General features: G+C 75.3%; 3 protein-coding genes and 1 pseudogene. 3 read left to right on the top strand and 1 reads right to left on the bottom strand.

The window, feature by feature from the left end:
- Positions 1-113: 113 nt before the first annotated feature.
- The gene (locus JNW89_RS39270; RefSeq protein WP_375155173.1) at positions 114-383 is read right to left on the bottom strand and encodes a hypothetical protein; all 270 of its coding nucleotides are present in this window, start codon (positions 381-383) and stop codon (positions 114-116) included.
- 133 nt (positions 384-516) lie between these two features.
- Here JNW89_RS39270 and JNW89_RS39275 point away from each other — a divergent pair, with 133 nt between their 5' ends.
- The 3 genes and pseudogenes from JNW89_RS39275 to JNW89_RS31905 form a co-directional block, all read left to right on the top strand.
- The gene (locus JNW89_RS39275) at positions 517-819 is read left to right on the top strand and encodes a hypothetical protein (protein ID WP_375155174.1); all 303 of its coding nucleotides are present in this window, start codon (positions 517-519) and stop codon (positions 817-819) included.
- 49 nt (positions 820-868) lie between these two features.
- The gene (locus tag JNW89_RS37420) at positions 869-1156 is read left to right on the top strand and encodes a catalase (protein ID WP_305070556.1); all 288 of its coding nucleotides are present in this window, start codon (positions 869-871) and stop codon (positions 1154-1156) included.
- Positions 1157-1296: 140 nt separating this feature from the next.
- Positions 1297-3345, top strand: a pseudogene (locus JNW89_RS31905) (nitrate- and nitrite sensing domain-containing protein); the annotation flags it as partial.

Here is a 3345-nt window from a genome sequence, read left to right on the forward strand (position 1 = left end):
CCGAGGCGGTCCGGGTCGCGGCGTCCGGCGGGGGGATCGGCACCGGGGCGGAGCGGACCGCCTCCGGGTGGTCGGTGCTGCCCTGCTGCTCTTCCTGGCGCATCGTCGGCTCCTCAGTGGCTGGTGACGTCGTGCGGGCTGTCCGGACGGCGCTGCTCCGGCGGCCGGTGCCCGACCGGCTCCTCGCCGAGCAGGTCGGCGAAGAGGGCGCGGTAGTGCACGACGGCCTGGCGGAGTTCCTCGGTGCTGGCCTCACCGCGCTCGTTGCGCACCCGGATCTCGTGCGCGTCCCGGTAGTGGGCGAGGGTGCGGGCGTGGTCGACGGAGAGATGGGCGATCTGGTCCGAGAAGTCCCCGGTGGGGTAGCCCCGCTCGGCGATCACCCGGCTGACCAGCTCGTCGGCGTCGCCGACGGTCTTCGCCGGGGGAGTCGACGAAGCGGACCTGGAGCTCCTCCCAGGCGGCGGCGTACCGGGCCCGGGACTCGGGGTCCAGCGGGGTGAGTTCGAGCTCCGCGTGCCGGCGTTCCCGGTCGCGCAGCTCCCGTTCGGCGGCGCCGCGGCTGTCCTGCTCCGCGACGACCCGGTCGTACTCGGGGCCGAAGCGGCGCTTGAGCGCGCGCCGCCGGCCGGCCACGACGGCCGCGGCGACCAGCGCCACGACCACCAGCACGACGAGAACCACAACGATTACCTGCGTGGGCGACATGGCTCCTCCTTCGCCACCTGGTATTCCCTCCGCGCGCTGGCCGCCAATCCCGATCCCGCGCACTTTCCTGGCCGATTCCCCCACCCGAGCATGGTCAGGCCCACCGGGTGAGCCGTCCCGAGAACTTGACTCATTCCAGAAAACGCGCTCGGGCGGGGTGATGCCGGTCCACTCCGACGCCGGACGCCTCCGGGCGGCCGGGCTGCGCGTCACGCTCAACCGCGACATCGCCGACCACCACCACGAGAACGATCAGATCGCCTTCGGCGCCGGCGTGCTGGTCGACGGCATCGACTTCTCCGACGACAAGATGCTGGTCGGCCCGCTTTCTCCTACTCGGACACCCGGCGCTGCCGGGTCGGCCCGAACCACCTCCGGCCGGATCACCGGCGGGCGTCGTCGTCCCGGAGCGAATGTCCTCCAGCGACGGTCCACACCGGATTGGTAGTGACGGGCGAGACGGACGGTAGTGCTACGGCCCGGGATTACGTATCCTGCCCAAGGCGCCCGAGCCGGTGCCCGGCACCGGCCGGGACGCTGCCCGGCCGGTGCCGGCGCCACCGCTGCCACCCCTTCGGGCGAGGACTCATGGACACCCGCGACTGGCCGATCCGCGCCAAGCTGACCGCCCTGGTCGTCACCCCGGTGGCCGCCCTGCTCGCGCTCTGGATCTTCGCCACCACGCTGACCTTCGGCCCGGCACTGGATCTGCTCGCCGCGCGGACCCTCCTGTACGACCTGGGCCGCCCCGGCGAGGTGGTGGTCACCGAGCTGCAACGCGAACGCCGGCTCTCGGTGGTGCAGCTCGCCGGCTCGGCGGCCCTGCCGGCCCTGGCCGACCAGCGCCGCCGCACCGACGCGGCGATCGCCGAGCTGCGGGACCGGGTCGGCGGGGACGAGCTGCGCGACGCGGCCGACGACCTGCTCGACGCCCGGCTCGACAAGCTGGTCGCCGCCCTCGACGCCCTGCCGGCCGGGCGCGGCTTCATCGACCGTCGGCAGGTGGACCGGGCCGGCGCCGTCGGGCTCTACAGCGGCATGATCTCCTTCGCCTTCGAGACCTTCTCGGCGATGGCCGCCCTACCCGATCCGGAGCTCAACCGGGAGGCGCTGGCGCTCACCGCGCTCGGCCGCTCCCGCGACCTGCTCGGTCAGGCCGACGCGCTGGTGGCCGGCGCGCTCGCCGGTGGGCGGTTCTCCGACGGCGAGCACCTGCTCCTGACCCAGACCATCGGCAACGAGCGGTTCCTGGTCGACACGGCCGTGGCCGACCTGCCGCCGGAGGCCCGCAGCGCCTACCAGCGGCTGACCGAGGACCGGGCCTTCGTCCAGCTGCGCACCCTGCAGGAGGGGCTGCTCCGGGCGGACCCGGCCGCCGCTCCGCCGGTCGACGGCCGTAGCTGGCAGACCAGCCACGACGCCGTCCAGCAGGCGCTGCGCGACTTCGAGCTGAGCCAGGCCGACGGGCTGGCCGAGCGGTCGGTGCCGGTGGCCGTCGGCATCCTGGTCCGGCTCGCCCTGGCCGGGCTGCTCGGCCTGGCCGCGATCGTGGTGTCGCTGCTGGTCGCGGTCCGGGTCGGGCGCACGCTGGCCCGCCGGCTGACCGGCGTGCGCAGCGCCGCGCTGGAGATGGCCGAGCGGCGGCTGCCGACGTGGTGGCCCGGCTGCGGCGGGGCGAGCAGGTGGACGTGGCCCGGGAGGCGCCGCCCCTGGAGTACGGCGCCGACGAGATCGGCGACGTCGGGCGCGCCTTCAACGAGGTCCGGCGGACCGCCGTCCGGGCGGCGGTCGACGAGGTCACCCTGCGCCGCGGCCTCAACGAGGTGTTCCTGAACATCGCCCGGCGCAGCCAGGGCCTGGTGCACCGCCAGCTGGCGCTGCTCGACCGGATGGAACGGCGTACCGAGGACCCGGACGAGCTGGCCGAGCTGTTCCGGGTCGACCACCTGGCCACCCGGCTGCGCCGGCACGCCGAGGACCTCGTCATTCTGGCCGGCGCGGCCCCGGGGCGGGGCTGGCGGCAGCCGGTGGCCGTGCTGGACGTGGTGCGCGGCGCGGTCTCCGAGGTCGAGGCGTACGACCGGGTGGACATCGGGGCGGTGCAGTCGGCCGGGGTGGTCGGCCGGGCCGTCGCGGACGTCATCCACCTGCTCGCCGAGCTGATCGAGAACGCCACCGCCTACTCCCCGCCGGGGACCCGGGTCGAGGTCTCCGGCCAGCAGGTGCCCCGGGGCTACGTCGTCGAGATCACCGACCACGGCCTGGGCATGACCCCGCAGGCGGTGGAGAACGCCAACCGCCGCCTCGCCCGGCCGCCCGAGTTCGACCCGGCCGACCAGCGCCCGGCTCCGGCCCTGTTCGTGGTCGTCCCGGCTCGCCGCCCGGCACGGCATCCGGGTCACCCTGCGCTCCGAGGCTTCCGGCGGGGTGACGGCCGTGGTCCTCGTCCCGTCCGACCTGGTCACCGAGGAGCCGCCGGTCGCGCGGTCACCACCGGGCGGCCGGCCTCGGTGGTCACCCGGCTGGCCACCCGGACCCGCACCGGCCGCGCCGGGCGGACCGGGCCGAGCAGACCGTGCTGCCCTTCGCCCCGGCCCGCAGCTCCTCCGGTGGAGGCCGCGCCCGACGGCGACGGCC

This window comes from Micromonospora sp. 4G55 (assembly GCF_016803375.1).